22 protein-coding genes and 1 tRNA gene are annotated in these 26,100 nt (G+C 72.6%); 15 read left to right on the forward strand and 8 right to left on the reverse strand.

Features of this window, described 5'->3' with window-relative positions:
- Positions 1-68 precede the first annotated feature (68 nt).
- Together QK442_RS16780 and QK442_RS16785 are read right to left on the reverse strand one after the other, a co-directional pair.
- A complete protein-coding gene (locus tag QK442_RS16780) occupies positions 69-374 on the reverse strand; it encodes a hypothetical protein (protein ID WP_282694741.1) in 306 nt (101 codons plus the stop codon).
- Positions 375-902: 528 nt separating this feature from the next.
- Positions 903-1,436, reverse strand: a complete 534-nt coding sequence (locus QK442_RS16785; RefSeq protein ID WP_282694742.1) for an O-acetyl-ADP-ribose deacetylase — start codon at positions 1,434-1,436, stop codon at positions 903-905.
- A 418-nt stretch (positions 1,437-1,854) separates the two neighbouring features.
- On the opposite strand from QK442_RS16785, the gene QK442_RS16790 reads away from it, so the two are divergent.
- Positions 1,855-3,276 (forward strand): hypothetical protein, encoded by a 1,422-nt coding sequence (locus QK442_RS16790; protein ID WP_282694743.1) that lies wholly within the window; start codon positions 1,855-1,857, stop codon positions 3,274-3,276.
- 77 nt (positions 3,277-3,353) lie between these two features.
- On the opposite strand, the gene QK442_RS16795 is transcribed toward QK442_RS16790, so the two are convergent.
- Together QK442_RS16795 and QK442_RS16800 are read right to left on the reverse strand one after the other, a co-directional pair.
- A tRNA-Ser gene (locus QK442_RS16795) sits at positions 3,354-3,438 on the reverse strand.
- A 97-nt stretch (positions 3,439-3,535) separates the two neighbouring features.
- Positions 3,536-5,002: a trypsin-like peptidase domain-containing protein gene (locus QK442_RS16800; protein WP_282694744.1), complete on the reverse strand. Its 1,467-nt coding sequence runs from the start codon at positions 5,000-5,002 to the stop codon at positions 3,536-3,538.
- Positions 5,003-5,203: 201 nt separating this feature from the next.
- On the opposite strand from QK442_RS16800, the gene QK442_RS16805 reads away from it, so the two are divergent.
- From QK442_RS16805 to QK442_RS16815, 3 genes are all read left to right on the forward strand, one after another.
- Complete coding sequence (locus QK442_RS16805) at positions 5,204-6,043, forward strand: glycerophosphodiester phosphodiesterase (RefSeq protein ID WP_282694745.1); 840 nt, start codon at positions 5,204-5,206, stop codon at positions 6,041-6,043.
- 90 nt (positions 6,044-6,133) lie between these two features.
- Complete coding sequence (locus QK442_RS16810) at positions 6,134-6,745, forward strand: ATP-binding protein (RefSeq protein ID WP_282694746.1); 612 nt, start codon at positions 6,134-6,136, stop codon at positions 6,743-6,745.
- Positions 6,746-7,198: 453 nt separating this feature from the next.
- Positions 7,199-8,176 carry a DUF5926 family protein gene (locus QK442_RS16815; protein ID WP_282694747.1) on the forward strand — a complete coding sequence of 326 codons (978 nt, stop codon included), beginning with the start codon at positions 7,199-7,201 and terminating at the stop codon, positions 8,174-8,176.
- A 219-nt stretch (positions 8,177-8,395) separates the two neighbouring features.
- On the opposite strand, the gene QK442_RS16820 is transcribed toward QK442_RS16815, so the two are convergent.
- Positions 8,396-9,073, reverse strand: coding sequence for a hypothetical protein (locus QK442_RS16820; protein ID WP_282694748.1), 678 nt, complete (start codon positions 9,071-9,073; stop codon positions 8,396-8,398).
- Positions 9,074-9,292: 219 nt separating this feature from the next.
- Complete coding sequence (locus QK442_RS16825) at positions 9,293-10,129, reverse strand: bifunctional DNA primase/polymerase (protein WP_282694749.1); 837 nt, start codon at positions 10,127-10,129, stop codon at positions 9,293-9,295.
- 552 nt (positions 10,130-10,681) lie between these two features.
- Between QK442_RS16825 and QK442_RS16830 the strand changes: the two genes are divergently transcribed.
- Together QK442_RS16830 and QK442_RS16835 are read left to right on the forward strand one after the other, a co-directional pair.
- On the forward strand, positions 10,682-12,172 hold the full coding sequence (locus QK442_RS16830) for a PP2C family protein-serine/threonine phosphatase (RefSeq protein ID WP_282694750.1): 1,491 nt from the start codon (positions 10,682-10,684) through the stop codon (positions 12,170-12,172).
- A gap of 130 nt (positions 12,173-12,302) precedes the next feature.
- Positions 12,303-13,760: an aminopeptidase P family protein gene (locus tag QK442_RS16835; protein ID WP_282694751.1), complete on the forward strand. Its 1,458-nt coding sequence runs from the start codon at positions 12,303-12,305 to the stop codon at positions 13,758-13,760.
- 79 nt (positions 13,761-13,839) lie between these two features.
- Here the strand turns inward: QK442_RS16835 and QK442_RS16840 are convergent, their stop codons facing one another.
- Positions 13,840-14,283, reverse strand: coding sequence for an ATP-binding protein (locus tag QK442_RS16840; RefSeq protein ID WP_282694752.1), 444 nt, complete (start codon positions 14,281-14,283; stop codon positions 13,840-13,842).
- Between the two features lie 251 nt (positions 14,284-14,534).
- On the opposite strand from QK442_RS16840, the gene QK442_RS16845 reads away from it, so the two are divergent.
- The 9 genes from QK442_RS16845 (at position 14,535) to QK442_RS16885 (ending at position 24,336) form a co-directional block, all read left to right on the forward strand.
- Positions 14,535-15,317 carry a hypothetical protein gene (locus tag QK442_RS16845; RefSeq protein WP_282694753.1) on the forward strand — a complete coding sequence of 261 codons (783 nt, stop codon included), beginning with the start codon at positions 14,535-14,537 and terminating at the stop codon, positions 15,315-15,317.
- 143 nt (positions 15,318-15,460) lie between these two features.
- Positions 15,461-16,228 (forward strand): YcnI family protein, encoded by a 768-nt coding sequence (locus QK442_RS16850; RefSeq protein WP_282694754.1) that lies wholly within the window; start codon positions 15,461-15,463, stop codon positions 16,226-16,228.
- A gap of 78 nt (positions 16,229-16,306) precedes the next feature.
- Entirely contained in the window at positions 16,307-17,038 is a 732-nt protein-coding gene (locus QK442_RS16855; protein WP_282694755.1) for an SCO family protein, read from the forward strand.
- Positions 17,035-17,487, forward strand: a complete 453-nt coding sequence (locus QK442_RS16860; RefSeq protein WP_282694756.1) for a copper chaperone PCu(A)C — start codon at positions 17,035-17,037, stop codon at positions 17,485-17,487. The genes QK442_RS16855 and QK442_RS16860 overlap by 4 nt, the downstream gene beginning before the upstream one ends.
- A gap of 57 nt (positions 17,488-17,544) precedes the next feature.
- Positions 17,545-19,458: a copper resistance protein CopC gene (locus QK442_RS16865; RefSeq protein WP_282694783.1), complete on the forward strand. Its 1,914-nt coding sequence runs from the start codon at positions 17,545-17,547 to the stop codon at positions 19,456-19,458.
- A 102-nt stretch (positions 19,459-19,560) separates the two neighbouring features.
- On the forward strand, positions 19,561-20,799 hold the full coding sequence (gene efeB, locus QK442_RS16870; protein ID WP_282694784.1) for an iron uptake transporter deferrochelatase/peroxidase subunit: 1,239 nt from the start codon (positions 19,561-19,563) through the stop codon (positions 20,797-20,799).
- Positions 20,800-20,841: 42 nt separating this feature from the next.
- Positions 20,842-21,777, forward strand: a complete 936-nt coding sequence (gene pheA, locus QK442_RS16875) for a prephenate dehydratase (RefSeq protein ID WP_282694757.1) — start codon at positions 20,842-20,844, stop codon at positions 21,775-21,777.
- Between the two features lie 466 nt (positions 21,778-22,243).
- Positions 22,244-23,533 carry a serine--tRNA ligase gene (gene serS, locus QK442_RS16880; RefSeq protein ID WP_282694758.1) on the forward strand — a complete coding sequence of 430 codons (1,290 nt, stop codon included), beginning with the start codon at positions 22,244-22,246 and terminating at the stop codon, positions 23,531-23,533.
- The gene (locus QK442_RS16885; RefSeq protein WP_282694759.1) at positions 23,530-24,336 is read left to right on the forward strand and encodes an HAD family hydrolase; all 807 of its coding nucleotides are present in this window, start codon (positions 23,530-23,532) and stop codon (positions 24,334-24,336) included. The genes serS and QK442_RS16885 overlap by 4 nt, the downstream gene beginning before the upstream one ends.
- Positions 24,337-24,629: 293 nt before the next feature.
- Here the strand turns inward: QK442_RS16885 and lpdA are convergent, their stop codons facing one another.
- Entirely contained in the window at positions 24,630-26,033 is a 1,404-nt protein-coding gene (gene lpdA / locus QK442_RS16890; RefSeq protein ID WP_282694760.1) for a dihydrolipoyl dehydrogenase, read from the reverse strand.
- Positions 26,034-26,100 lie beyond the last annotated feature (67 nt).

Genomic DNA, 26,100 nt, shown 5'->3' on the forward strand with positions numbered 1-26,100 from the left:
GAAGCACCGCCGCACAGGCCGCCGTTCACACCGCGGTCACGCCCCCTCGGGCCGGCCCCGTGGGGTCGTCACCACCACGGGTAGAAGTTGACGACGTTGTTCGACTGGGCGATGTGGGTGAAGGCGGAGCCGTTCACACTCGCCGTGTTGTTCTGGTTGGAGGCACCGGAGCCGGTCGCCACCTGCTGCGTGGTGGTCGAGTTGCCGTTGTTGTCGCCACCCACGCCGCTGCCGATGATGGTGGCGACGCTCGTGTTCGATCCGTCGTCCGCGAAGCCGCCGTTGTCGGCCTGCGCCACGCCGCCGAAGAAGGCGACGGCGAGCGGCAGGGCGGCGACGGCGGCGACGATGCGGGCGGTACGGATGCTTGCCATGTCTGTTCCTCCGGGAACTGAAGCCAGTCTGCTGTGCACGGATTTGCTGATCACTGAAGGAAGGCCGTGAACTCCGGCCCTGACCAAGGTGGTTGGCCTACCGCCCCGGTCGGTCGTTCTCTGCTCGACGTCGCGAATCCAGAGTTGCCCACCGAATCCCCGGCGAACCACCCCGGACGGTCGTATTCCCCCGCAAGCGTGAGGACAAGCCGATAAACCCTTCGTAACCGAGAAAGCTCCAGTTCACGACGGGGAGGGGGAGCGAAACTCCCCTGGATCCGGTGCGCCGCAAGGGAGGAAGCGTTCCGCCAGAACCCCCGGCAAAACGGACGGGGAACGCCCGTGGCACCCCACGCCCGTTCGAACGCATCTCGCGCACAGGGAAAGGAATTTCGAGCAGGATTCTCTGCTCGGCTCGGCCCGGACCGGCTCAGCTCAGCGGCTCAGCCCGGACCGGCTCAGCTCGGCCCGGACCGGCTCGGCCCGGACCGGCTCGGCCCGGACCGGCTCAGCTCAGCTCAGCTCAGCTCAGCGGCTCTCGTCTTCGCCCGCGTCCCCGACCGCCGCCTCGAAAGCCGCGTACGCGGTCGCGTCGAAGAGCACGAACCGCACCTCCTCCACGGCGGTGTCCGCCGCCCGTACCGTCTCGACCGCGATCCGCGCGCCGTCGTCGATCGGCCAGCCGTAGACGCCCGTGGAGATGGCGGGGAACGCGACCGTACGGTCTCCCAGCTCGTCCGCCACCCGCAGGGACTCCCGGTAGCAGGAGGCCAGCAGCTCCGACCGGTCCTCGCCCTCCGACCAGACGGGACCCACGGTGTGGATCACGTGCCGCGCCGGCAGCCGCCCGGCCGTGGTCGCGACGGCCCGCCCGGTCGGCAGGCCCTTGCCGTAGTGCGAGCGGCGCAACTCCCGGCAGGCGGCGAGGATCTCAGGCCCGCCCTTCCGGTGGATGGCGCCGTCGACCCCTCCGCCGCCGAGCAGGGACGAGTTCGCGGCGTTGACCACCGCGTCCGCCGCCTCGGCGGTGATGTCCCCCCGCACCAGCACGATCCGGACCATGACACCCTCCTCGGCTCCCAGGCCCCCGACTCCCCTTCCTCCCATCATCCCGCCGCCCCGACGGAGAGAAGAACCGCTTTTACCCCACTCCGCCGGTCCGCGAATCCCCTTCCGGGGCTCGGAACGGCCGATACGGGGGTCAATGCATACCTACGAGCCGGTACGAAGGAAGCGATGTCACACGTACGAGTGGGTGTTCCGGCCCTCGCCGCACCCCGCCCGGAACCGCCGTCCCCGGACCCGACTTCCACGGCTCCCGCCGGGCGTGACGGGCGAAATGGCCGGTCCAACGGGTGTTTTCACCCTGAAGCGAAAGGAGATATGCGCGTGTCTAACCCCGCGGCCGCGCCTAAATTATCCAGAATTTCACCTACTGCCCCAGTTGAAACCAGGACGTCTCGTCGCCTAGGAGCGTGGCATGCAGATTCGCAGGTGGCTCCCGGACCAGCCCACCCTCATCGGCCGCCATGACTGGCCGGACGAGGGGGACGAGGGGACCCATCTGCGGCTGAGGGCCGGCGCCATCGTCGTACTCGACCGGCGGGCGTGGCGCGTCCTGGAGATCACCGGCTACCCCAACGACCACTGGCCGGAGGCCTACGAGAAGGCGTGGCGCGACCACATGGAGCTGTGGTGGCACGCCAACGAACTGCGGCGGGTCAACAACCAGGCGGTCAAACCGGCCTCCGACCGCACCGACTTCTACAAGCGCCCGGTGGTCCTGGTGCTCCGCGACGAGAACCTCCCCCGCTCCGCACCGAAGCACTGGTGCGCCCCCGCCAGCCAGGACTGGCAGGTCCTCCCCGAGCACTACGCCGTCTGCCGGGCCTGCGGCGAACTGCCGCCCTGCCACCACGGGGAGTACAGCCCCGAGGGCGGCCCCCGCCTCCCGGAACAGAACGGCGGCATCCCGCTCCTCGTGCCGGAGGGCTGCTGCATGGGGTGCGCCGAACTGATCAAGCCGCGCATGCGAACCGTACGCTTCCCCGGCCCCAACCTCTGGTACCCGGACCTGGGCGAGGACACCGCGGTCTTCCACGCCCGGGCCGCCTGCGAGGACCAGGTGGCGTTCTACCGCGCACAGTGGCAGGCGAAGTACCCCCAGCCCGCCGTGCATCAGCCCACACCGGCGTTCCCCGGCTTCGACCACTTCTTCCTGCCCCAGCCCCGCCACGACCAGGACCCGTCCTCGCCCCTCGTCCCCACCCACGGCCACGGCCCCGCCCCCTCGCACCGCCACGACTCCACGGCACCCCACAGCCAGAGCGCCACGAGCACGCACGGCCAGGGCAGCGCGGCACTGCACGGCCAGAGCGCCGCGGCGCCCCACGGCCAAGGCTCCACGGCACTGCACGGCCAGGGCTCCACAGCACCCCACAGCCAGAGCTCCGCGGCGCCACACGGCCAAGGCCCCGCGAGCGCGCACGGCCAGGGCTCCTCGGCGCCACAGCCGCACCCCCAGGAGGAGGCGCGCTCCTCCCTGGTCACCGGCTCCGGCGCCTTCTCGCCCGCCTTCGACGACTACCGCCCGGAACCCGCCCCGTACCCCTCGGCACCGCCGCCGTCCCCCCAGCCCTCCCCGGCCACCCACACCGCCCAGGCCGCCCCGCCCGCGCCCGCCGCCGTGCCGGCGCCGGCCCCCGCCCCGATGTCCGTCGGGGACGCCGCACCCGCCGTCCGGGCGGCGGAGGAGCTGAGCCGTTCCCTGACGTCCGCGTCCCCGCGGGTCTTCCACAACGCGGAGCAGGCGGCCCGGGTGATCGAGGAGCTCACCGCCGCGGTCCGCAACATCGCCCTCTGCCTGAACAACCCCCAGGCCCGCAGCCACCCCCACTCCTGACCCACCTGGCCCGCCGGGTCACCCCGAAAACCGAGAGCCTCCGACCGGTCATTCCGGTCGGAGGCTCTCGCGCACTGCGGTGGGTGTGGGATTTGAACCCACGGTGACTCGCGCCACGACGGTTTTCAAGACCGTTCCCTTAGGCCGCTCGGGCAACCCACCCTCGCTCCGGACCGCTTGGAGCGGAGCGGGCTACAGACTACCGGCTGGAGGCCCTGGCCATGGAGGCGTGACCACAGGTCGGCCACGCGCGCGTGGGTCAGCTGTCGCCGGTTCGTTCGCCGAGGACGACCGTGGTCGTCGCCGTCTTGCCGTCGCGCTCGTAGGTGATCTCCACCGAGTCGCCCGGCTTGTGGGTCCAGATCTCGCTGATGAGGGTCGGGCCGCTGTCGATCGGGTGGCCCCCGAAGCCGGTGATCACGTCGCCGGGGCGCAGGCCGGCCTTGGCCGCCGGGCCGTCGGGGGAGACCGAGGCCGTGCCGCCCGCGCCCTGCTCGGCGATCGTCGCGCCCTTGCCCTTGTCGTTCATGTTCACGGTCGCGCCGATCACCGGGTAGACCGGCTTGCCGGTCTTGATCAGCTGCTCGGCCACCGTCTTCGCCTGGTTGACCGGGATCGCGAAGCCGAGGCCGATCGAGCCCGCCTGGGAGGGGCCGAAGCCGCCGCCGGTGGACTGGATCGCCGAGTTGATGCCGATCACCGCGCCGCTCGCGTCGAGCAGCGGACCGCCCGAGTTGCCCGGGTTGATCGAGGCGTCCGTCTGCAGCGCGCTCATGTACGAGTTGTTGCGGCCGCCGTCGCCGGAGGCCACCGGGCGGTTCTTGGCGCTGATGATGCCGGTCGTCACCGTGTTGGAGAGGCCGAAGGGCGCGCCGATCGCGATCGTCGAGTCGCCGACCGCCACCTTGTCGGAGTCGCCCAGCGGCAGCGGCTTCAGCCCCTTCGGGGCGTCCTTCAGCTTGAGCACCGCCACGTCGTAGCCCTCGGCCCGGCCGACGACCTCGGCGTCGTACGTCCTGCCGTCCGAGAAGGTCGCGGAGAGCGTGCCGCCCTCCGCCGCCGACGCCACCACGTGGTTGTTGGTGACGATGTGGCCCTCCTGGTCGTAGACGAAGCCGGTGCCGGTGCCGCCCTCGCCCCGTACCTCGCCCGACTTCGCCTGGATGGTGACCACGCTCGGCAGCGCCTTCGCGGCGACCGCCGCGACCGTGCCCGGCTCCCGCTTGAAGGAGGCCGGGGCGTCGGCGGAGGAGACCGTCGTCGACGCCGGGCCCTGGTCCTCGCGCTGGGCCGCCCAGTAGCCGATGCCGCCGCCGATGCCGCCGGCGACGAGCGCCGCCACCAGGACCGCCGCGACGAGCCCGCCGGTGCGCTTGCGCGGGGCGGACGGGGGCACGGGCTCCCCCCAGGACGGGACGGCCGGAGGCGCCGGCGGGAGGCCGCCCGCGGAGGCGGCCGCCATCGCGGGAGCGTGCTCCGGAGCCGGAGCCGGAGACGGAGCCGGAGACGGAGCCTGGGACGGAGCCGGAGGCTGTACCGGAGGTGCGGGCGGGGCCGGAGGGACGGGCGGCTGCACCTGCGTGGGAGCCTCGGAGGCGGGCGTCCCGGCCTGCGCCGCGGGCGTCAGGGCGGACGGCGGGGTCGGCGGGGCGGCGGGAGGCGTGGCGGGGGCGGACGGGGCAGTCGGGTCCGCCGGAACCTCGGTGCCCTCGTTCTCGGTGCTCACAGCTCGCTCTCCTCGTTCACTGCTCGTTCACTGCGCGGGGACGGTGGTACTACTCGCTCCAAGGTGCTGTGCACAGCCTTTCCCACCCGGCGTCAGGCCACGGTAAGGCGGAGCTGTGCATCGGCACCCCATCCTTTATAACTGGACAGAACGGACAGGTTCCGTGTGTCCGGCCCGCCCCGCCAATGGCACCATGACGCGGTGACCCACGCACGGCAGCAATCGAACCCCGGCCCCGTCCAGGTCGTCGCCCACCGAGGGGCCTCCGAGGACGCCCCGGAACACACCCTGGCCGCCTATGTGAAGGCCATCGAGGACGGCGCCGACGCCCTGGAGTGCGACGTACGGCTCACGGCCGACGGCCACCTCGTCTGCGTCCACGACCGCAGGGTCGACCGTACCTCGAACGGCCGCGGCGCCGTCTCCACCCTGGAGCTCGCCGACCTCACCGCCCTCGACTTCGGCGCCTGGAAGGCGTTCAAGGAGCGGGAGGACTCCGGAGAGCCCGGCGAGATCCCCGACTGGGGCGACCCCGAGTACACCTCGGTCCTCACCCTGGAACGGCTCCTGGAGCTGGTGTCCGACGCCGGACGGCGGGTCGAGCTCGCCATCGAGACCAAGCACCCCACCCGCTGGGCCGGCCAGGTCGAGGACCGGCTCCTGTCGCTCCTGAAGCGTTTCGGCCTGCACGCGCCCGTGGCGGCCGAGGAGTCCCCGGTACGGATCATGAGCTTCTCGGCCCGCTCCCTGCAGCGGATCGCCGCCGCCTCGCCGAACCTGCCGACCGTCTCCCTCGCCCAGTTCGTCACCCCCCGGCTGCGCGACGGGCGCCTGCCCGGGAGCGCGCGCGTGGCGGGGCCGTCCATCCGGATCGTCCGCCACCACCCGGCCGTCATCCTGCGCCTCCAGAAGGCCGGCCACCAGGTCCACGTCTGGACGGTGGACGAACCCGAGGACGTCGAACTCTGCCTGCGGCTCGGCGTCGACGCGATCATCACCAACCGCCCCCGGCAGGTCCTCACCCACCTCGGGCGCGCCTGAACCACCGCTCCGGGTGCCCCACGCGGGCGGCCGGAGCGGGCGGGCCCGGGGTGTGCACCGGCGCGTTCGGCACGTACGCGATCGTCACTTGTGCTCCACACCACCCGGAACAGGCGGTTTCCGGCCGGGGTCGCCGGGGCATCCACACCGTGGCGTGGGGCGAAGGAGGTCTCGGGGGTGGCGTTGATGGTGGCACAGAAGGTGCCCACGTCGTCGAGCATGGCCGTGCCCCATGGCCCTGCGGGCGTGGGGGAAGCGCGACACCGCATGCGGGACGAGCTGTACCGCGGCGGGGTGTCGGAATCGGTCGTCGACGACGCGGTCCTGATCCTGTCCGAACTGCTCAGCAACGCCTACCGGCACGGCAGGCCGCTGGGCCGGGGCGACCGGGGCGAGGGCGACGTGCTGGCGGCCTGGCGGCTCGACCCGTCGGGCGGGCTGACGATCGAGGTGACGGACGGAGGCGGTCTCACGAGACCCGTCCCGTCGACGCCGTCGGTCACCGCCCGCGGCGGACGCGGGCTCAACATCATCGGTGCCCTGGCCCAGGACTGGGGCGTCCGCGACAGCGCGACGGGCGAGGTCACGGTCTGGGTGATCGTCACGGAGGGCCACCGCCGCGAGGACTTCGCGGCCCGCGTCGGCGCCGGCGCCGGCGGCTCCGGCTTCGACCTCCTCGACGCGTACGACGACCTGGACTGACGGCTCGGGCTGACGGCCTGGGCCGACGGCCCGGACTGACGATCTGGACTGACGGCCTGGCGCGAGGCCGTGGCGCGGTACCTCGGACCGGCGGGCGGCTTCCGGCCGCCGGCGGGCAACGGATGTACGGCTGTACGGCTCCGATGCGGCAGGTACGGCTGTACGACTCCGGCTCGGCCGGTCCGGCTGTACGGCTCCGCTCGGCGGTACGGCTGTACGGCTCCGCTCGGCGGTACGGCTCCGGCGCGGCGGCCGCGTCGCGGAGCCCGTACCCGACCTGTACCCGCTTCCGTATCCACCCCCGTACCCGACCCGTTCCGGACAAGTGCCGGACAGGGTCCGGCGGGAGCGGGTCGCGCCGGCGGGTGGTCCGGGCCCGGCTGAGGCTTCGGCGGCGTCCGGGCGGCTAGGCTCGCGCCCGACACAGCACCGCGATCGGGAGAAAGCCACACCATGGCCAAGAAGCGTCCCCAGACGAAGGCCGGCAAGAGCGGCCAGGCACAGGTCACGAACGGGGAGATCCCGGTCGTCGGCGCGCGCGAGCCCTGCCCGTGCGGTTCGGGCCGCCGCTACAAGGCGTGCCACGGCCGGGCCGCCGCGCACGCCACGACCGAGCACGTCCAGCGCCCCTTCGAGGGTCTGGCCGGCGAGTGCGACCTGGTCGCGCTGCGCGAGCTGGTGCCCGCCGCCACCGTGCCGCTCACCCTCAAGGGCGGGCTGCCCGAGGGCGTGCCGTCGGTGACGCTCGCGACGGTCCTGCCGATGGCCTGGCCCGCACTCCGCCGCGACGACGGCTCCGTCCTGCTGGCCCTGCAGAACGACGGCACCTCCGGCGACCTGTCCCGCGACCTCGCCGACACGCTCCAGCGGGCCCTTGAGACCGAGCCCGGCAACCCGGTGCCGCCGCGCCGCGTCGAGCCCGAGGGCCCGCGCCTCCAGGACCTGCTCGACCCGGAGGCGCCGTTCGTGCCCGAGGTCCACACCGGCTTCGAGTTCTGGATCCCGCAGTCGGCGGACGGCGCCGACCCCGAGGTCGCCGCCTCCCTGGAGCGGGCCAACGCCGCCGCGATCCCGACGGTCAAGCTGGCCTCGGTCGACGCCGCCTACTGGTGCGAGACCCCGGAGAAGAACCACCTGCGCTGGGTCATGCCGCACCAGGAGGAGAAGCTGCTCGACGCGCTCGCCCGCCTCCAGGCCGCCGGTTCCACCTCGCTCGGCCAGGACACCCGTCTGGTCGGCTCCTTCCGCGCCCACGGCCTGATGGTCCCGGTGTGGGACCTGCCGTCGGCGATGACCGCCGAGGAGTGCGAGAAGCCCGCCGCCGAGTTCGCCGAGCGGCTGACCGAGGCGCTCGCCCAGGACACCCCGCTGACCGCCGAGGAGCGGCGGGCGCGCGGCGGTCTCACCAACCGTCAGGTCACTCTCAGCTAATACCCCCGGTGGTATCGGTGACCGACAGACCGACCAGTCGGTGACTTCCGCCACAATGGAACCTACGAGACCGTAAATCCCTGTCCGAATAACCGAGATCGAATTTGCGAACAGCAGATCTCTTGTTACGGTTCTGGAAGCCCGGTCGCTGGTGCATCCCCCGTCGCCAGCGACCGGGCGTTTCCATGTCCGCCCCCGCCGTCGCGCCGGGGCCGTTCCTCAACTCGCTTCGTCGTCGGCCGTGTTGCTGCCCGACCGGAGCAGCAGCGGCGCGTCGCCGCCCTCGTCCTTCCACGCGAACTCCGCCACGGCCGTGTGCGAAAGGGCCGCTCCCGTCCCCGGTTCCCTCGGCGTCTCGCAGGTGTCCGGCTCGTCCCGCGCGGGCACCGCGCAGCGCACCTGGACCGTCCGTCCGCCGGGCGCCATGAGGGTCAGAATCGCGTCGATCTCCCGTCCCGTGGCGTTGCGGTAATACGTCCGCGCCCAGACGTCCGGACCCTCGGAGAGGACACAGGTCTGTGCCTCGACGCCCTCGGGCGAGGCGAGTTCGGGACCGCAGCGGCTGGCCCGCTCGGGCGCCCCGGAGGGGACGGCGGCGCGCACCGCGGGCCGTACCGGAGCCGGGGCGGCGGGGGCCTCGGCGGGAGCCGCGGGGGCGTCCTCGGGAGCAGCCGCGGGGGCGGGCGTGGCGGTACGGGCCTCCCGGCCGAGGCCGAGGTCGCCGAGGAGGCCGCCGGCCGGCCCGCCCGGCTTCGCGTCGGCCGGCGCCGGGGTCGCCGCGCGGGTCGGCGCGTCGTCCGTCTGGCCGGCCGTCGCGGCGAAGGGGACCAGGACGGCGATCGCGACGGCGGCGCCGAGACCGGCCGTGCGGAGTTGCGCCGGGCTCAGCCGACTCATGCGACCCACCTGTTCTGTTCGGGGAACGGTCCGGGAGGACGACGCTCACGGACGGTGGGGCCGAACCTACCGGCGCCGGACGGGCACCCGGCGGGCCGCGCGCCCGATTCCCGTACGCGTCGGCCCAGGACACACCCGTTCGGGTGAACGAGAGCGGGCGTCCGGCTCACCCGACCCGCCCACGCGCGCGTGGACCCCGTCGACGCGACGGGGACCGGCTCAGTAGGCGAGCCTGCTGCCGCCCCCCGGTGTGGCCGTGCTCGCCTCGACCAGGGCGTCCACCACCGCCTCCACGTCCGGCAGCCACGGCCGGGCGGAGCCCGCGAACGGCGCCCGCTCCCAGCGGACCGGCCCGGTGCCCGCCGTGGACGGCGGCAGCAACAGATAGCCGCCCTCTCCATGGAACCGCAGCGAACTGGGCACGCTGTCCTTCGCGTACAGCAGCTCGCCGAGGCGTTCGAGTCCGTACGGGGCGACCAGTATCGACCAGCGGGTCGGTGTCGCCACCACCGGGCCGAGGCGCATGCCCGCCGCGTCGAGGGCCTGCAGCGCGCGCGTGCCCGCCGGGGCCGGGAGGCTCACCGCGCACGGCGCGCGGCCGCCGGTGGCAAGGACGATGGGGGCGTCCGGGCGCCGGGTCCACCACCAGCGGATCATCCGCTCGTCGGTGGTGGCGGCGAGGAGACCGGGGTCGAAGGGGTGCGCTCCGGGGACCACGCAGCCGGGGTCGAGGCAGGCGCACACCGGCCCGTCGCCGTCGGCGCCGTCCGCGCGCTCGCCGACGCCGAAGCCGGGACCGCCGCCGAACCGACCCGCACCGAACCGACCCGCACCGAACCACCCGGCACCGAGCCGCCCGGCCGTACCTCCGGCGGCCGCGCTCCCGGCGGCCACGCTCCCGGAGCTCTTCGTCGTACGGGCGGGCTCTTCGAGGCCCACGCCCGGCAGAACGGGCCAGTTCCACTCGACCGCGAAGGTCACCGCCGCGTCCTGCCGGGCGGTCCTCGCCTTGCGCCGGAACCGGAACCTGCGTCGCCTTCCGAGGATCTCGCGCATGAGCGCTCGTTCCTTTCCGTTGAACGCCGAATCCACATCACACCACGTGCAGATCTCTTCACCGTGCGTATCAGCGCGTACAGCGTCGGCGGTGCGTCGCCCCGTGCGGGAACGGGGCCGGCCGGAACGGGGCCGGGTCACAGTCAGGTCGAAGCCGGTTCAGAACACGATCCCCGCCACGCGGGAACGGGCTGCGGCCTGCGGCACGTACGACGCCGGGGTTCCGCATCTCGATGTCCGGGGCGCTTCCAACTGCCCCTGCCTGTCATCGATTACGTACCCCACACGCTCAGGATGACGCGCTTTCAAACGACGCCAGTCGACCGCAAATGGTGCACACCGGGGTCAATTTTCAGCCAACTTCCAGCCCGCTTCAACCCTTGTGCGCAAGCTCCTGGAGCACTGATCGGAACACTCCCGGAACACCTCCCGGACCACCGACCGGAACACCCCCGGAGCAGCCCTCGGACACCACAAGTCCCACCGGGACGATGCTGGACATCGCTCCTCGGGTGCGTGTACATGTGGAGGCATCGAGCGGCGCGATATGACATGGGGGTTTGCGATGCCATGGCGTCAAACGCACCGGTCGGAAAGCCGACCGAGATGAGCTCCCCACACCTGCCGAAACACCGTCCGAAAGTGGCCGGAATCGATTCCACGGTTCCCGCTCCACAGCACACTAAGGCGCCCCTCGCGGGCGTCCCCGCCGCCGCGGCGCCGGCCGACGGGCCCCCCGCCCCCGGCGCGCTGATCACGGACCGCCTGGCCGGCTGGGTCTCCGACCTCACCACCCTCCACGAACTCACCGAGCGGCTCATCAGGACCTCCACCCTCGACGAGGCCCTGCGCGAGCTCCTCGGCGCCGGCGCCGCCCTCGTGGGCGCCCGCCGCGGCATGGCCGTCCTCGAACCCGCCGACGGCCTCGGCCCCGCCACCACCATCGGCCTCGGCCTCGCCCACGCCGACCTCGGCACCATCGAGACCGTCCCCCGCGGCGCCACCGGCTACGGCCGCCTCCTCGACGGACTCCCCGACCCGGCGGACCCCCACGGCGCCACCCGCGTCCCGGAACCCATCGCCATCCACGACGTCCGCACCGAGGAAGGTCTCGACCCCCGCCACCGCGAGGTCGCCGCCCGCCTCGGCTACGCCGCCAGCTACGCCCTCCCCCTCGCCACCGAGGAGACCGGCCGCCTCGGCGCCGGCGTCTGGCTCTACGACGAACCGGCCGCCCCCACCGACCGCCAGCGCCACCTCGTCGGCCTCTACGGCCGCTTCGCCACCGAACACCTCGCCCACCTCCTCCAGGTCGAACGCGCCCGCGCCCAGGTCGCCACCGTCGCCGAGGAACTGCTCCCCAGCCGGCTCCCCCGCGTCCCCGGCGTCCGGCTCGCCGCCCGCCACCACACCGGCCCCCGCGGCGGCGGCGACTGGTACGACGCCCTCCCCCTGCCCGAAGGCGCCCTCGGCCTCTCCGTCGGCTCCGTCTCCGGCACCGGACCCAGCGCCCTGGCCGCCATGGGCCGGCTCCGCGCCTCGCTGCGCGCGTACGCCGTGATGGAGGGTGAGGACCCGGTCGCCGTCCTCTCCGACCTGGAACTGCTGCTCCGGCTCACCGAACCGGCCCGCTCGGCCACCGCCCTCTTCGCCCACGCCGAACCCGCCCGCCGCCGGCTCGTCCTCGCCGGCGCCGGCCACGCCCCGCCGCTGCTCATCGGCGAACACCGCACCGAGTACGTGGAGACCTCGCTCTCCGCCCCGCTCGGGATGCTCTCCTGCTGGGAGGCGCCCAGCGTGGAGCTGTCCCCCGCACCCGGAGAAACGGTGCTGCTCTACACGGACGGGCTGCTGCGGCGTACCGGCGACCCCGTCGACCGGGCCTTCGCCCGGCTCCACGCGGCCGCCGCGAGCGTGCCCCGGACGGACCGGGAAGACCCCGGCGCGATCGCCGACCACATCCTGCGGGTCCTGTTCCCCGACGGCCTCGACGGCTCCGTGGAGGGCGAGGACATCGTGCTCCTCGCGGCCCACTTCGACTGAGCACGGCTCGACCGAGCACGGCGAGGAGCCGCCCGTGACCGCCCGGTAACAGGTCTTCCGGCCCTGTGCCCCCTTCCGCACGACCGTACGATGGAGGGGGTTCAGTGTCGTACCAAGAGGAGGCAGACCCGTGGCCGATGAGCTCACCCCGGAGACCCCGGACGAGGCCGAAGAGCCGATCAAGCAGCGGAAGAACGGCCTGTACCAGGGCGTCTCCGACGAGCTCGCCGAGAACATGAAGTCCGGCTGGGCCGACACGGAGCTGACCGGCCTCGCCCCGATCCCGCAGGCCGACCGGACGGCCGCCCGCCGCGCCGCGCTCTCCGCCCGCTTCCCGGGCGAGCGCCTGGTGATCCCGGCCGGCAACCTGAAGACCCGGTCGAACGACACCGAGTACAGCTTCCGCGCCTCCACCGAGTACGCGTACCTCACCGGCGACCAGACGCACGACGGCGTCCTCGTCCTGGAGCCCACCAAGACCGGCCACGAGGCCACGATCTACCTGCTGCCCCGCTCCAACCGCGAGAACGGCGAGTTCTGGCTCGACGGCATGGGCGAGCTGTGGGTCGGCCGCCGCCACTCCCTCGCCGAGGCCGAGCAGCTGCTCGGCATCCCCGCGAAGGACGTCCGCGAGCTGCCCGAGGCCCTGAAGGAGGCCACCGGCCCCGTCCGCGCCGTACGCGGCCACGACGCAGGCATCGAGGCCGCCCTCACCGACAAGGTCACCGCCGAGCGCGACGAGGAACTGCGCGTCTACCTCTCCGAGGCCCGACTGATCAAGGACGACTTCGAGATCGCCGAGCTGGAGAAGGCCTGCGCCTCCACCGCCCGCGGCTTCGAGGACGTCGTCAAGGTCCTCGACAAGGCCGAGGCCACCAGCGAGCGCTACATCGAAGGCACCTTCTTCCTCCGCGCCCGCGTCGAGGGCAACGACGTCGGCTACGGCTCCATCTGCGCCGCCGGCCCGCACGCCTGCACCCTCCACTGGGTCCGCAACGACGGCGCCGTCCGCTCCGGCGACCTGCTCCTCCTCGACGCCGGCGTCGAGACCACCGAGCTGTACACCGCCGACGTCACCCGCACCCTGCCGATCAACGGCCGGTACACCGACATCCAGCGCAAGATCTACGACGCCGTGTACGAGGCGCAGGAGGCCGGCATCCGCGCGGTGAAGCCCGGCGCCGCCTACCGCGACTTCCACGACGCCGCCCAGCGCGTGCTCGCCGAGAAGCTCGTCGAGTGGGGCCTCGTCGAGGGCCCGGTCGACCGCGTCCTGGAGCTGGGCCTCCAGCGCCGCTGGACCCTGCACGGCACCGGCCACATGCTCGGCATGGACGTCCACGACTGCGCCGCCGCGCGCACCGAGGCGTACGTCGACACCACCCTGGAGCCGGGCATGTGCCTGACCGTCGAGCCGGGGCTCTACTTCCAGGCCGACGACCTGACCGTGCCGGAGGAGTACCGCGGCATCGGCGTCCGCATCGAGGACGACATCCTCGTCACCGAGGACGGCAACCGGAACCTCTCCGACCAGCTGCCGCGCCGCTCCGACGAGGTCGAGGCGTGGATGGCGGCCCTGAAGGGCTGACCTGCTTCCTTGTGGAGATTTCTTGTGGAGAAGGGCCCTCTCGGGGGCCCTTTTTCGCTGCTCAGGCCATCAGGGCCGCTCAGGCCATCAGGAGGGACGGCCCGTCCTTCCACTTCAGGATCTTGTCGAAGCTGACCACCGCCCCGCCCCGGCCCGAACGGCCGAAGTGGACGTGGTCGGAGAGCTCCTCGATCAGCCGCAGACCACGGCCGTGCTCGGCGTCCGGACGGACGGCCGGAGCCGTCGGCACCCCGGGGAAGCCCGGGCCGGCGTCGGTGACCTCGATCCGGCAGGTCTCCCCGTCGAGGAAGGCCGTCACCCGGTACGCCTCCGAGCCCCGGCCCGCGGCGCCACCGCCTCCGTGCTCGACCGCGTTGGCACACGCCTCGGTCAGCGCCACCGACAGCTCGTACGACACGTCGGGATCGACCCCGGCCGTCTCCATGGTGCCGAGGAACAGGCGCCGGGCGAGCGGAACGCTCGCGGCCTCGCGCCGCAGATGGAGTGACCACCAGATGCTCATGCTCCAGCCTCCCGGCAGCGGCTCGACATACCTCTAGCTATTGCCGGGGACGACGGTCCGTAAGCACCCGGAAGCGGCGAGAGCGCCCGTTCGGCGGATGCACCGGACCCCGACCCCGGTGTATGCGCCCGGTCCACCTGCCGGTTCGTCCCGCTCCCCATGCCGGTCCATGTCGTCCCGAACACCCCCAAGAACGACCTTGCGGACCTGCCGCATGGCGGCAGTGGCCCTGGTGCGATGATGGGGCCGCCATGCCTGCCCCCGCGCTCGCGCCACGACTGCTGAGGGCCGCGGTGTTCACCGCGGTCTGCGTCGTGCTGTCCGCCCTCGGCCACGCGCTCGCCGCCTGCGCCGGCATCGCCCTGTGGACCCTCCTCGCCGGACTCCTCGGCGTCTTCGGCGTCACGGTCCTGCTCACCGGACGCGAACGCTCCCTCGGCTTCGTCGTCGCCACCCTCGCGGGCGGACAGCTCGGCCTCCACCTGCTCTTCGGCCTCGGCCAGCGGCAGCTCGCCCTGAACCCCCAGGCCGACGACGCACTGGTACGGACGGCCGCCAAGCTCGTCTGCGGAGCGGGCGCCGCCGCCCTCACCCCCGGCGACGCCGCCGGGATCCTGAGCCGCGCCGGAATCGACCCGGCCGGCGTCCAGGCCCACGCGGGCACGCACGCCGCCGACGCCGCGCACACCGGCGGCACCCTGCTGCCGAGCCTGCCGATGCTCCTCGGCCACCTCCTCGCCGCCCTCGTGGCGGGCTGGCTGCTGCGCCGGGGCGACCTCGCCCTGGTCCGGCTCGCCGAACTCTCCGAGCAGGGCACGGCCGAACTCGCCGAGACCACGCTCGTACGCTCCCTGCGCGCCGCCCTCCGGCTCGTACGGGCCCTGCTCGCCGGCCTCCCGGGCCCCACCCCCGCCGGCCCGCGCGGCCGCCTCCGTACCGCCTTCGACTCCTCGCCGCCGGCGGTGGCCGAGGCACTCCAGCACACGGTGATCCGCCGCGGCCCGCCGGCCGCCGCCTGCGTCCTCGCAGCCTGACGCGGTCCGCTCCCCCGAGGGGCGAGGCCGCGCCCGTCCGTACGCGTCCGCCCGGGGTACGCCCCCGGCCACCGCGCCCGGACCGGACCACCCTCTCCCCCCGGGCCCCTCGCGGCCCCTCACCGAGCCGGAGTCTCCTTTCCATGAACGTCTCCCGTGTCCTGCTCGCCGCCGGCACCGCCGCCGCCTCCGTCGTCCTCCTCTCGGGCACGGCCTTCGCCCACGTCACCGTGCAGCCGCAGGGCGAGGCCGCCCAGGGCGGCTACGCGACCGTGAACGTCAAGGTCCCCAACGAGCGCGACAACGCCTCCACCGTGAAGGTCGAGGTCAACTTCCCCCTCGACCACCCCCTCGCCTCCGTCATGCCCCAGCCGGTCCCCGGCTGGAAGGCCGAGGTCACCAAGTCCAAGCTGGACAAGCCGCTGACCCTGCACGGCAAGCAGATCAACGAGGCCGTCTCCAAGGTCACCTGGACCGCGGACGGCTCGAAGATCGGCCCCGGCCAGTTCCAGCAGTTCCCGCTCTCCCTCGGCCGGCTGCCCGAGGACACCGACCAGCTCGTCCTCAAGGCGATCCAGACCTACGACAACAAGGAGATCGTGCGCTGGATCGAGGAGAAGAAGGAGGGCGCCGAGGAGCCGCAGAACCCGGCCCCCGTCCTGAAGCTCTCGGCCGCCGGCGAGGACCACCACGGCAGCGGCACCTCCACCGCTCCCACCGCCACCGCCACCGCCACCGCCTCCGCCGACGGGAAGGGTGAGAAGGGCGCGGCAGGCGACCACGCCACGACCGAGACCGCCTCGGCCTCCTCCGCCGACACCACGGCCCGCGTCCTCGGCGTCGCGGGCATCCTCGTCGGTGTCGCCGGCGTCGCCTTCGGCGTCCTCGCCGGACGCCGCCGCTCGGCCTGACGCCCCCGGCCGGGCGCGCCCGACACGCCCGGCCCCCGGCACCCCGGCACGCCCAGCACCCCGAAAGACGATCACCCCATGTCCACAGAGAAGACGTTCCCGCCGCAGGGCGGCGGGGACGACCCCACCGGCCGCCCCGGGCGGCGCACCCCACTGATCATCGCCACCGTCGCGATCGTCGCCGCCCTCGGCATCACCACCGCCGTCGTCCTCGGCGACGACGGCAAGGCCCCCACCGCCTCCGGCCTCGTCCAGATCGAAGGCACCACCGAGAAGAACCAGGCCGCCACCGTCCTCGACCGGCCGTTCACCAAGCCCGACCTCGTCCTCACCGACACCACGGGCAAGAGCTACGACCTGCGCGAACGCACCAAGGGCAAGCCGACCCTCATCTACTTCGGCTACACCAACTGCCCCGACGTGTGCCCGCTGACGCTGAGCAACATCGCCATCGCCAAGAAGCAGCTCCCCCAGGCCGACCAGGACAAGCTCCAGGTCGTCTTCGTCACCACCGACCCCGAACGGGACACCGCCGACTCCCTGGCCAAGTGGCTGCCCGCCGCCGGCGACCCCTCCTTCACCGGCCTCACCGGCGACTTCTCGAAGATCCAGGCAGGCGCCCGCTCGATCGGCATCGGCATCGACCCGCCGAAGAAGGAGAAGGACGGCACCGTCGTCTCCATGCACGGCGCCCAGGTCATCGCCTTCTCCCCCACCACCGACCAGGGCTACGTCCTGTACGGGGAGGACACCACCGTCGACGACTACGCCAAGGACCTGCCGAAGATCATCAAGGGGGAGAACCCGTGACCCGCCGCACCACCGCCCTGTCCGCCGCCGTGGCCCTCGCCGCCGCCCTCGCCCTCACCGGCTGCTCCTCCGACGGCGGAAGGCCCGAGCTGGAGGTCAGCGGCGCGTACATGCCCCAGCCCGTGATGGACATGGCCGGCGGCTTCCTCACCATCCGGAACACCGGCGACACCGCCGACAAGCTGACCTCGGTCACCAGCCCGCTCTCGGACGACGTCACGATGCACGAGACGAAGGACCAGAAGATGCGGCAGGTGAAGTCCTTCGACATCCCCGCCAACGGAGAGCTCAAGCTGGCCCGGGGCGGCAACCACCTCATGTTCATGGAACTCAAGGAGAAGCCGAAGCAGGGCGAGAAGGTCAGCGTCGAGCTGCACTTCGAGAAGGCCGACCCGATCACGGTCGAACTCCCCGTCGAGGCCCCCAACCACAACCCTCAGCAGCACTGAGCGCGTTGACGGAGTGACACAGTGACGACAACCACCGCCCCGCGCCTCGGCACCGCCCTGGCCCGGCTGCTCGTTCTCGCGGCCGCGCTCCTGGGCACGCTCCTCGCCGGCGCCGCCCCCGCCTCCGCGCACGCGGCACTGACCGGGAGCGACCCGAAGGCCGGGGCGGTGGTCGCCGTCGCCCCCCAGGAGATCGGCCTCACCTTCTCGGAACAGGTCGCGATGAGCCCCGACTCGATCCGGGTCCTCGACCCTTCGGGCCGCCGCGCCGACACCGGCGAGATCATCAACATGTGCAGCGGCTCCCTCGTCAAGTACGGAGTCGCCCTGCGGGCCGGCCTGCCGGACGGCACCTACACCGTCGCCTGGCAGACCGTCTCGGCCGACAGCCACCCCATCGCCGGCGCCTTCACCTTCTCCGTCGGCGCCCCCTCCGCCACCTCGGTCGCCCTGCCCGAACAGACCCCCGGCGGCGGAGTCGTCGGCGCCCTCTACGGAATCGCCCGCTACCTGTCGTACGCCGGCTTCGCCGTCCTGGTCGGCGGCGGCGCCTTCGTCCTCCTGTGCTGGCCGCGCGGCGCGGGCGTCCGGCCCGTGCAGCGGACCGTCGTCCGGGGCTGGCTGGCCCTCACCGGCGCCACCCTCGCCATGCTGCTCCTGCGCGGCCCGTACACCGGCTCCGGCAAGCTCGCCGACGTCTTCGACCTGGCCGGCCTCCAGACCGTGCTCCAGACCAAGACCGGCGCGGCCCTCACCTCCCGGCTGCTGCTCCTCGGCGCGGCCGCGCTCTTCGTCGCCGTCCTCTTCGGCGCCTACGCCCGGCGCACCGACCCCAAGGAACGCAAGGACCTCGCCTTCGGCCTGGGCCTCGGCGGCACCGTCGTCGCCGCGGGCATCGCCGGCACCTGGGCCCTGGCCGAGCACGCCTCCACCGGCCTCCAGCCCGGCGTCGCGATGCCCGTCGACATCCTGCACCTGCTCGCCGTCGCCGCCTGGCTCGGCGGACTCACCACCCTCCTCGTCGCCCTCCACCGGGAACCGTCGGTGGAACGCGCCGCCGTCGAACGCTTCTCCCGCGTCGCCCTCGCCTCCGTGACCGTCCTGGTCGCCACCGGCCTCTACCAGTCCTGGCGCCAGGTCGGCTCCTGGTCCGCCCTCACCGGCACCCGCTACGGACAGCTGCTCCTCGTCAAGATCGGCCTGATGGCCGTGCTCGTCGGCATCGCCTGGATCTCCCGCCGCTGGACCCGCCGCCTCACCGACCGAACCCCGCAGACGGAAGCGGAGACGGACACGGAGGCGGGCTCGGAAGCGGAGCCCGACGAAGAGGAACGCGAGGAACAGGCGCTTCAGGAGACCCTCGACGAGGTCATCGCCGAGGAGACCGACCCCGAACGGGCCGCCCAGCTCGCCCGGCAGCGCACGGCGATGGCCACCGCCCGGCGGAAGAAGGCCCGCGACGCGGACGCCGAACGGACCGGACTCCGCCGCTCGGTCCTTACCGAGGCCGCCGTGGCCGTCGTCCTGCTCGCCGTGACCACCGTCCTCACCTCCACCGAACCCGGCCGCACCGAGGAGCAGCTCGCCAGGACCGGCGGGACGACGGCCGGCCCGGCCGCGGTCCCCGACCGCCCGGTGGACATCCGGCTCCCCTTCGACACCGGCGGCGAGAACGGCAAGGGAGTCGTCCAGCTCACCCTCGACCCGGGCCGCACCGGCGCCAACGCCCTCCACCTCTTCGTCGAGCGCCCCAACGGCAAACCGCTGGACGTCCCCGAGGTCAAGGTGAACCTCACCCTGGAGGAGAAGGGCGTCGGCCCGCTCCCCGTCGCCCCGGACCGGATCCAGACCGGACACTGGACCGCGAGCGGCGTGCAGCTCCCGCTGCCCGGCGACTGGCGGATCCAGGTGACGGTCCGTACCTCCGAGATCGACCAGACCACCATCGAGAAGAACGTCAGGATCGGCTGAACCCCCGTGAGCAACCCCGTGACCGACCCCGCATCCAGCCCCTCGCCCGCCCCTTCGTCCGGCAGCGCGTCCGGCTCCTCGCCCGGCGGCGACCACCTCGACATCTCCCGGCGCCGGCTGCTCGGCACCGTCGGCGCGGCGGGCGCGGCCGGCCTGGTGATCGGCGCGGCCGCCGGCGCCGGCATCGCGACGGCCGTCTCGGACGACGGCTCCCCCGCGGCCGGCGACTCCCGGCCCCTCACCTCGGTGGGGGCCACCGAGGTGACGTTCCACGGGAAACACCAGCCCGGCATCACCACCCCCCTCCAGTCGCGGGGCCACCTGGTCGCCTTCGACCTCGCACCGGGCGCCGGCCGCAAGGAGGCCGCCGCGCTGCTGCGCCGCTGGTCGGCGACGGCCCGGACGCTCATGGCCGGAGAGGCCCCCTCCGGGGACACCGGCATCGCGCTGGACGCGGGCCCGTCCTCCCTCACGGTCACCTTCGGCTTCGGCCGCACCTTCTTCGACCGCACGGGACTGACCTCCCGGCGGCCGGCACAGCTCGACCCGCTGCCCGCCTTCTCCTCCGACGCGGTCGACCCGAAGCGCTCGGAAGGCGACCTGTGGGTACAGATCGGCGCCGACGACGCCCTGGTCGCCTTCCACGCCCTGCGCGCCCTCCAGAAGGACGCCGGGGACGCCGCCCGGGTCCGGTGGCAGATGAACGGCTTCAACCGCTCGGCCGGGGCGACCGCCCGCCCGATGACCGCCCGCAACCTGATGGGCCAGGTCGACGGCACCAACAACCCGAAGCCCACCGACCCCGACTTCGACCGGCGGATCTTCGTCCCCGCCGACGCGACCGGCGCCCAGGACTGGATGGCGGGCGGCTCCTACGCCGTCGTGCGGCGGATCCGGATGCTCCTGGACGACTGGGAGCGGCAGACGACCGAGAAGCAGGAGCGGGTCATCGGGCGCCGCAAGGCGGACGGCGCGCCGCTGTCCGGCGGCTCGGAGACCACCCCCCTGGACCTGGACAAGAGGGGCCCGGACGGCAAGGCCCTCATCCCCGACAACGCCCACGCCCGGATCTCCGCCCCCGAACAGAACGGCGGCGCGGCGATGCTGCGCCGGCCCTTCTCCTTCCACGACGGGATCGGCACGGACGGCACCCCGGACGCGGGACTCCTCTTCGTCTGCTGGCAGGCCGACCCGCTGCGCGGCTTCGTGCCGGTGCAGCGCAAGCTCGACCGGGGCGACGCGCTGTCCGCGTTCATCCGGCACGAGTCGAGCGGTCTCTACGCCGTCCCGGGCGGAGCCGCCGAGGGCGAGTACGTCGGCCAGCGGCTGCTTGAAGGCTGAGACGGCACGGGGGTGAGGGCCGGGGCGCATTAGGGTGACGGTATGTCCGCCACCCGGTACACCTACCTCGGCCCCGAAGGCACGTTCACGGAGGCCGCGCTGCGGACCCTGCCCGAGGCGGCGACGCGGGAGCTCGTCCCCATGGTCTCGGTCCCGGCCGCGCTCGACGCCGTACGGAACGGGGAGGCGGCCGCCGCGCTCGTCCCGATCGAGAACTCGGTCGAGGGCGGGGTGACGGCGACCCTCGACGAACTGGCCTCCGGCGAGCCGCTGATGATCTACCGCGAGGTGCTGCTGCCGATCGCCTTCGCACTGCTCGTACGGCCCGGGACCGCGCTGTCGGACATCAAGACGGTGACGGGCCACCCGGTGGCCCAGCCGCAGGTGCGCAACTGGCTGCGCAAGCACCTCCCGGAGGCGGTGTGGGAGTCGGCCGCGTCGAACGCGGACGGCGCCCGACTGGTGCGGGAGGGGCGGTTCGACGCGGCCTTCGCGGGCGAGTTCGCGGCGGCGACGTACGGCCTGGAGGCACTGGTCAAGGAGATCCACGACGCGGAGAACGCGGAGACGCGGTTCGTGCTCGTGGGCCGGCCGGCCCGGCCGGCGGCGCCGACCGGCGCGGACAAGACCTCGGTGGTGCTGTGGCTGGGTGACGATCATCCGGGTGCCCTTCTGGAACTCCTCCAGGAGTTCGCGGTGCGCGGGGTGAACCTGATGCTGATCCAGTCCCGGCCGACGGGGGCCGGGATCGGGAACTACTGCTTCGCCGTGGACGCCGAGGGCCACATCTCGGACCGACGGGTGGGCGAGGCGCTGATGGGTCTGAAGCGGATCTGTCCGCAGGTGCGCTTCCTCGGCTCGTATCCGCGGGCGGGCGCGTCCCGCGCGGACGTCCGGCCGCTGCGGCGGGGTACCTCGGACGAAGAGTTCACGGCTGCCTCCGACTGGCTGGCGAGGGCCCAGGACGGCAGGGCCTGACCGCGATACTGACCGAGCGGCGCATCTCGTGCGTTCGTTCGTCCACAGGCAGCACTTATTAGTCCTACCTGCATATTTTCCTTTCACCCCTTCACTTATCCACAGGGCTCCCGCATCCCCTGGGGACAAGTCGACACCCGGTCTCCACAAGGTCGACAAATCACCCTCGTCACCCCTCGTGCGCATGCCCTCCATCCACAGGCCGTCCCGTTGTGGACGTCAGAACGGGCTACCGGTACTCACTCTCCGGAGGGAGCGATTCCCCTCGAAATGAGTGCGTGGATGGAGTTCGATCACCTCTTTCGGAGGTGACACCCAAGGAATCCACAGAACTTCCGCACACCCTGTGGATAACTTGAGGCGGGGTGCGTTTCCGCAACCCGTAAGATTTCGGCAATTCGGGCATACCAACACGCGCCCTTATATCCGGTCGGGGCGCACGAGCGCACACCGGTAGCCTGGTGGGGTGATTGACCTTCGCCTGCTCCGTGAGGACCCCGACCGTGTTCGCGCCTCCCAGCGCGCCCGTGGAGAGGACGTCGGCCTCGTCGACGCCCTGCTCTCCGCCGATGAGCGGCGCAGGTCGTCCGGCGTCCGCTTCGACGAACTCCGCTCCGAGCAGAAGGCGCTCGGCAAGCTGATCCCCAAGGCCACCCCCGAGGAGCGCGCCGAGCTCCTCCAGCGGGCCGAGCAGCTCAAGACCGACGTCAAGGCCGCCGAGGCCGAGCAGAACGAGGCCGACGAGACGGCCAGGAACCTGCTCCTCCAGCTCGGCAACATCGTCCACCCGGACGTGCCGGTCGGCGGCGAGGAGGACTTCGTCGTCCTGGAGACGCACGGCACCATCCGCGACTTCGCGGCCGAGGGCTTCGAGCCCAAGGACCACCTGGAGCTGGGCGAGGCGCTCGGCGCCATCGACGTCGAGCGGGGCGCCAAGGTCTCCGGCTCGCGCTTCTACTACCTGACCGGCGTCGGCGCCCTGCTCGAGCTCGCGCTGGTCAACGCGGCGATCGCGCAGGCCACCGAGGCCGGCTTCATCCCGATGCTCACCCCCGCGCTGGTCCGCCCGCGCGCCATGGAGGGCACCGGCTTCCTCGGCCAGGCCGCGGAGAACGTGTACCACCTGGAGAAGGACGACTACTACCTGGTCGGCACCTCCGAGGTCCCGCTCGCCGCGTACCACATGGACGAGATCATCGACGCCGACAAGCTGCCGCTGCGGTACGCGGGCTTCTCGCCCTGCTTCCGCCGCGAGGCCGGCACGTACGGCAAGGACACCCGCGGCATCTTCCGCGTCCACCAGTTCGACAAGGTCGAGATGTTCTCGTACGTCGCGCCCGAGGACGCGGAGAACGAGCACAAGCGGCTCCTGGACTGGGAGAAGCAGTGGCTCACCTCCCTGGAGCTGCCCTTCCAGGTCATCGACGTCGCCACCGGCGACCTCGGCGCCTCGGCCTCCCGGAAGTTCGACTGCGAGGCGTGGATCCCCACCCAGGGCAAGTACCGCGAGCTGACCTCGGCCTCCAACTGCGACGGCTTCCAGGCCCGCCGGCTCTCCGTCCGCATGCGGGACGAGCAGGGCGGCAAGAAGACCGTCCAGCCGCTCGCCACGCTGAACGGCACGCTGTGCGCCGTCCCGCGCACCATCGTCGCCATCCTGGAGAACCACCAGCTCGCCGACGGTTCGGTGCGCGTCCCGGAGGTCCTCCGGCCGTACCTGGGCGGGCGTGAGCTCCTGGAGCCGATCGTCAAGTGAGCGCCTTCCCCTACCGCCTGGTCGCGACGGACCTCGACGGCACGCTGCTGCGGGCCGACGAGTCCGTCTCCGACCGCACCCGGGACGCGCTCGCCGCGGTGACGGCGGCGGGCGCCGCGCACATCGTCGTCACCGGCCGGGCGGTGCCCTGGACCCGGCACATCCTCGACGACCTCGGCTACGAGGGGATCGCGGTCTGCGGCCAGGGCGCGCAGGTCTACCACGCCGGTGAGCACCGGCTGCTGACCTCCCTGACCCTGGACCGGCAGCTCGCCGGGCTCGCCCTGTCCAAGATCGAGGCGGAGGTCGGCCCGCTGGCCCTCGCCGCGAGCCGGGACGGCCTGGAGGGCGAGGTCCTGATGGGCCCCGGCTACCGGCCGCACGAGGGCCCGCTGCCGTACGTGTCGTACGAGGACCCGGCCGAGCTGTGGGCGGCGCCGCTGACCAAGCTCTATCTCCAGCACCCGACGCTGGGCGACGACGAGCTGACCGCGGTCGCGCGCGCCACCGTCGGCGGGCTCGTCGACGTGGTCATGGCGGGTCCGGGGATCGTGGAGATCCTGCCGCTGGGCCTGAGCAAGGCCACCGGCCTCTCGCTCGCGGCGCGCCGGCTCGGTGTGAAGGCGGCCGAGACGATCGCCTTCGGCGACATGCCCAACGACATCCCGATGTTCGGCTGGGCCGCGCACGGGGTGGCGATGGGCAACGCCCACGAGGAGCTGCGGGCGGTCGCGGACGAGGTGACCGCCTCCAACGAGGAGGACGGCATCGCGGTCGTCCTGGAGCGCCTGCTGGCCGCCTGACCCCGAGTCCGAGACGTACGGAGCAGGGCCCGCCTCCTTCACAGGAGGCGGGCCCTGTTCCGTGTCGAAGGGGCGGCCCGCGCGGTCACGTGGTCCGCGCGCTCGAAGCGGCCGCCCCTCGGGGAATCCCCCGTGTCCCCCGCACAACCAGTGTGCGCCGGACCGCCGTTCGGGAGCGAACGGTTTTCCGCGCGGGCGGTTTTCCGCGCGGTCGGTCTTCCGCGCGAACGGTCTTCCGCGCGAACGGTCTTCCGCGCGGGCGGCGAAGCGCCGCTTCGGGGGCCGGGCGGGACTCAGAAGTTGATCATGTGCCCGGCGATGCCGTGGATCGCTTCCTTGACGGCCTCGCCCAGGGTCGGGTGGGCGTGCACGTTCCGCGCGACCTCGTGGACGGTGAGGTCCCACTGCTGGGCCAGGGTCAGCTCGGGCAGCAGCTCGGTGACGTCGGGGCCGATCAGGTGGGCGCCGACGATCTCGCCGTACTTCGCGTCGGCGACGATCTTGACGAAGCCGGTGGAGTCGCCGAGGCCGTGCGCCTTGCCGTTCGCCATGAAGGGGAACTTGGCGACCTTGACGTCGTAGCCCTTCTCGCGGGCCTGCGCCTCGGTGTAGCCGAAGCTGGCGATCTGCGGCTGGCAGTAGGTCGCGCGCGGGATCATGGCGTAGTCGAGCTCCATGGTCTCGGCGTCCGCGATGGTCTCGGCGGCGATGACGCCCATGGCCTCGGCGGTGTGCGCGAGCATCAGCTTCGCGGTGACGTCGCCGATGGCGTAGATGTTCGGCACGGAGGTGCGGCAGCGGCCGTCGACGTCGATGGCGCCGCGCTCGGTGAGGGCGACACCGGTGTTCTCCAGGCCGTAGCCGGAGACGTTCGGGGCGAAGCCGATGGCCTGCAGGACCTTGTCGGCCTCCAGGACCTTCTGGGAGCCGTCCTTGCCGGTGACGGTGACGCGGACCTGCGGGCCGGACTCGTCGATCGCGTCCACGCGGGTGGAGGTGAGGACGTCGATGCCGAGCTTGCGGTACTGCTTCGCGAGCTCCTTGGAGACCTCCTCGTCCTCCAGCGGGGCCATCCGGTCGAGGAACTCGACGATGGTGACCTTGGTGCCGTAGTTGTTCAGCACGTACGCGAACTCGATGCCGATCGCGCCGGCACCGGCGATGACGATCGACTTCGGGGCGTCCTCGGCGAGGATCTGCTGCTCGTACGAGACCACGCGGTCGCTGAGCGAGGTGCCGGGCAGCAGGCGCGGGGTGGCGCCGGTGGCGATGATGCAGTTGTCGAAGGTGATCGTCTGCGTGGTGCCGTCGGCCTTCGCCACCTGGAGGGTGTTCGCGTCGAGGAAGGTGCCCCGGCCGTCGAACTCGGTGATCCCGTTCTTCTTCATCAGGAAGTGGACGCCCTTGACGCGGCCGTCCGCGACCGTGCGGCTGCGGCGGAACGCCTCGCCGTAGTCGAAGGAGACGGTGCCGTCGACCTTGATGCCGAAGGTCTTGGCCTCGTGGTTGAAGATGTGCGCGAGCTCCGCGTTGCGGAGCAGCGCCTTGGTGGGGATGCAGCCGACGTTCAGGCAGACACCGCCCCAGTACTTCTCCTCGACGACCGCGACCCGCTTGCCCAGCTGGGCGGCGCGGATGGCGGCGACGTAGCCGCCGGGGCCAGCTCCGAGTACGACGACGTCGAAGCGGTCTGACATGACTGACTCCCGAGGGTGGATGAGGGTGTTCGGTCCACGTACGAGCCCACAGTAGTCCGGTCGCCCG

It is taken from the genome of Streptomyces sp. CC208A (genome assembly GCF_030010625.1).
GTDB lineage: Bacteria > Actinomycetota > Actinomycetes > Streptomycetales > Streptomycetaceae > Streptomyces.

What these genes read in the sequence shown, in the direction of transcription:
- QK442_RS16820 (WP_282694748.1), bottom strand. Translation starts at nt 9,073, where the DNA reads ATGAGTCGGCTGAGCCCGGCGCAACTCCGCACGGCCGGTCTCGGCGCC.
- QK442_RS16785 (WP_282694742.1), bottom strand. Translation starts at nt 1,436, where the DNA reads ATGGTCCGGATCGTGCTGGTGCGGGGGGACATCACCGCCGAGGCGGCG.
- QK442_RS16825 (WP_282694749.1), bottom strand. Translation starts at nt 10,129, where the DNA reads ATGCGCGAGATCCTCGGAAGGCGACGCAGGTTCCGGTTCCGGCGCAAG.
- QK442_RS16815 (WP_282694747.1), top strand. Translation starts at nt 7,199, where the DNA reads ATGGCCAAGAAGCGTCCCCAGACGAAGGCCGGCAAGAGCGGCCAGGCA.
- QK442_RS16830 (WP_282694750.1), top strand. Translation starts at nt 10,682, where the DNA reads ATGGGGGTTTGCGATGCCATGGCGTCAAACGCACCGGTCGGAAAGCCG.
- QK442_RS16790 (WP_282694743.1), top strand. Translation starts at nt 1,855, where the DNA reads ATGCAGATTCGCAGGTGGCTCCCGGACCAGCCCACCCTCATCGGCCGC.
- QK442_RS16780 (WP_282694741.1), bottom strand. Translation starts at nt 374, where the DNA reads ATGGCAAGCATCCGTACCGCCCGCATCGTCGCCGCCGTCGCCGCCCTG.
- QK442_RS16840 (WP_282694752.1), bottom strand. Translation starts at nt 14,283, where the DNA reads ATGAGCATCTGGTGGTCACTCCATCTGCGGCGCGAGGCCGCGAGCGTT.
- QK442_RS16845 (WP_282694753.1), top strand. Translation starts at nt 14,535, where the DNA reads ATGCCTGCCCCCGCGCTCGCGCCACGACTGCTGAGGGCCGCGGTGTTC.
- QK442_RS16850 (WP_282694754.1), top strand. Translation starts at nt 15,461, where the DNA reads ATGAACGTCTCCCGTGTCCTGCTCGCCGCCGGCACCGCCGCCGCCTCC.
- QK442_RS16855 (WP_282694755.1), top strand. Translation starts at nt 16,307, where the DNA reads ATGTCCACAGAGAAGACGTTCCCGCCGCAGGGCGGCGGGGACGACCCC.
- pheA (WP_282694757.1), top strand. Translation starts at nt 20,842, where the DNA reads ATGTCCGCCACCCGGTACACCTACCTCGGCCCCGAAGGCACGTTCACG.
- lpdA (WP_282694760.1), bottom strand. Translation starts at nt 26,033, where the DNA reads ATGTCAGACCGCTTCGACGTCGTCGTACTCGGAGCTGGCCCCGGCGGC.